This window comes from Thioalkalivibrio sp. (assembly GCF_041690275.1).
In the GTDB taxonomy this organism is placed as follows: Bacteria; Pseudomonadota; Gammaproteobacteria; order Ectothiorhodospirales; family Ectothiorhodospiraceae; genus Thioalkalivibrio.
The window spans coordinates 1-2,963 of sequence record NZ_JAWLHP010000108.1 but is presented as its reverse complement, the minus strand read 5'-3'; the positions used below and the strand labels follow the sequence as shown (position 1 = coordinate 2,963).

Below are 2,963 nucleotides of genomic sequence, written 5' to 3'. Positions count from 1 at the left end.
GGTGTCGCGGCTGGAAGCCGCTCCCACAGGGGCTTCAGGCGGCCGCTCGCTTCAGTCCTGCAGTTCGGCCTTTTGCACCGCGCGCCAGTAGTGGAGCAGGGGTTCGGTGTAGCCGGAGGGCTGCTCGCGGCCCTTGAAGATCAGGTCCGATGCGGCACGGAAGGCGATCGAGCCGGAGAAGTCCTCGGCCATCGGGCGGTACATCGGGTCATCGCGGTTCTGCTCGTCCACCACCGCCGCCATGCGCTCCAGGGTTGCCTGCACACGCCCGGCGTCCACCACCCCGTGGTGGAGCCAGTTCGCGATGTGCTGGCTGGAGATGCGCAGTGTCGCCCGGTCCTCCATCAGGCCGATGTCGTGGATGTCCGGCACCTTGGAACAGCCGATGCCCTGCTGCACCCAGCGCACCACGTAACCGAGGATACCCTGGCAGTTGTTGTCGAGTTCCTGCTGGATCGCCTCGTCCGACCAGTCGGGCTTCTCGACCACGGGCACCTCGAGCAGGTCGTCCAGCAGCCTGGCCTCGGCGTCCGGCTCGAGGCGGGCCTCCATCTCCCGCTGCAGTGCCGCGACATCGACCTCGTGGTAGTGCAGCGCGTGCAGGACCGCCGCGGTGGGCGAGGGGACCCAGGCGGTAGTGGCCCCCGCCTTCGGATGCGCGATCTTCTGCTCCAGCATCGCGGCCATCCGATCCGGCATCGCCCACATGCCCTTGCCGATCTGGGCGCGCCCGCGCAGACCGCAGGCCAGGCCCGCCACCACGTTGTTGCGCTCGTAGGCCGCGATCCACTTCGCGCCCTTCATGTCGCCCTTGCGCAGCATGGGGCCGGCCTCCATCGCCGTGTGGATCTCGTCGCCGGTACGGTCGAGGAAGCCGGTGTTGATGAAGACCACGCGCGCCGCGGCCTCGGCGATGCAGGCCCTGAGATTCACCGAGGTGCGGCGCTCCTCGTCCATGATCCCCATCTTCAGGGTGTTGCGCGGGAGCTTCAGGAGGTCCTCGATGCGGGAGAAGAGCTCGACCGCGAAGGCCACCTCTTCGGGTCCGTGCATCTTCGGCTTTACGATGTAGACGGAACCGGTACGGGAATTGCCCTCTCCCTCGCGCTTCAGGTCATGCAGCGCGAGCAGGCTGGTCAGTATGCCGTCGAGTAGCCCCTCGGGCACCTCGGCCCCTTCGCTGTCCTGCAGCGCGGGCGTGGTCATCAGGTGACCGACATTGCGCACGAACATCAGCGCGCGGCCGGGTAGGGTCAGGGTCCGGCCATCAGGGGCCGTGTACTTCCGGTCAGGATTGAGTGCACGGCTGATGACCTCGCCCCCCTTCCGGAAGGAGGTCTCGAGGCTGCCGTTCATCAGTCCGAGCCACTGGCGGTAGACGTTCACCTTGTCTTCGGCATCCACCGCGGCCACCGAATCCTCGCAGTCCATGATGGTGGTCACTGCCGCCTCCACCAGCAGGTCCTTCACCCCGGCGGCATCCGTTCGACCGATCGGGTGCGTGCGGTCGATCTGAATCTCCAAATGCAGGCCGTTGTTCACCAGCAGGATCGCGTGGGGTTTCTCCGGGGAACCCTGGTACCCGGCCAGCTGCCCCGGGTTCTCCAGTGCGGCGTCCCCGCCACCCTCGAGGCTCACCGCGAGTTCGCCCCCGGCAATGCGGTAGCCGGTGGCCTCGCGGTGCGATCCGCCGCGCAGGGGTGCCGCGCGATCCAGGAGGTCGCGGGCGAAGGCGATGACCTTGCCGCCTCGCACCGGGTTGTATTCGGTACCCCGTTCGGCGCCGTCGGTGTCGGGGATCGCATCGGTTCCGTACAGCGCGTCGTACAGACTGCCCCAGCGGGCGTTCGCGGCGTTCAGCGCGTAGCGGGCATTGCTGACCGGCACCACCAGCTGCGGCCCGGCCTGGACCGCGACCTCCGGGTCAACGTTGGCGGTGCTGGCACGCACCTGCGCCGGTGGTTCCACCAGATACCCGATCCCGTGCAGGAAGCTGCGATAGACGGACAAATCGCCCACCGGGCCGGGATGGGTGCGGTGCCACTCGTCCAGCTTCTGCTGCAGGGCCTCGCGCCTGTCGAGCAGATCGCGGTTGCGCGGCGCAAGGTCGTGGACCAGCGCATCCACGCCACTCCAGAAGGCGTCCCTGTCCAGATTCGTGCCCGGAAGGGCCTCGTCGCTGATGAAGCGGTCCAGTACGGCGGCGACCTGGAGCCGCCCGCGAGTCACGTAGTCAGTCATGTCGGTGCCTTCCTTCCTTCGGGTGCTGGTGTCGCCGCGGCATCGCGTACGCGGACGTACGGGCTGCATGATGCCACGTCCGGCCGGTCGAAGGGCCAATGTCCGTTGGGGATCGCGGCTGGAAGCCGCTCCCACGAACCCCTGACGTTGGGGATCGCGGCTGGAAGCCGCTCCCACGAACCCTGATGAAGGGTAGGAGCGGCTTCCAGCCGCGATCCCCGACCCGGTCGGTCGCGGCCCGAGGCCGCTTCCACAGGTCTCGCCGCCGCGCTTGCCCGGGCCTCAGCCGCTCATCGCGGCGATGCCGGCGCGCGCCACCTGCGCGTCCTGCTCCGGCTTCACCCCCGAGACGCCGACCGCGGCAATGACCTGGCCCTCGTGTATCACCGGAATGCCACCTGTCAGCAGTCCTTGAAGAACCGGTGCAGACAGGAACGCGGTGCGCCCGCCGTTGATCATGTCCTCGAAGGCCTGGGTCTCGCGCCGGCCGAGCGCCGCGCTGCGGGCCTTTTCCGGGGCCACGTAGCAGGCCATCGGTGCACAGCCGTCGAGACGGCGGAGTGCCAGCAGGTGCCCTCCGTCATCGGTGACGGCAATGGTCACCGACCAGCCGTTGGCCTCGGCCTCGCGCTGGGCCGCATCCAGGATCCGGTTGGCCTGATTCAGGTCGAGTACGGTCTTCTGCTGCATTGAGTGATCTCCATCCGTTGCGTTCCCACTAG

The 2,963-nt window shown here is 68.2% G+C and carries 2 protein-coding genes; both read right to left on the bottom strand.

Going from position 1 to position 2,963, the window contains the following annotated elements; translation table 11 throughout:
- Positions 1-51: 51 nt before the first annotated feature.
- Positions 52-2,241, bottom strand: coding sequence for a malate synthase G (locus tag ACESMN_RS13330; RefSeq protein ID WP_373054095.1), 2,190 nt, complete (start codon positions 2,239-2,241; stop codon positions 52-54).
- Between the two features lie 282 nt (positions 2,242-2,523).
- The gene (locus tag ACESMN_RS13325) at positions 2,524-2,931 is read right to left on the bottom strand and encodes a heme-binding protein (RefSeq protein WP_373054094.1); all 408 of its coding nucleotides are present in this window, start codon (positions 2,929-2,931) and stop codon (positions 2,524-2,526) included.
- Between the last annotated feature and the right edge of the window lie 32 nt (positions 2,932-2,963).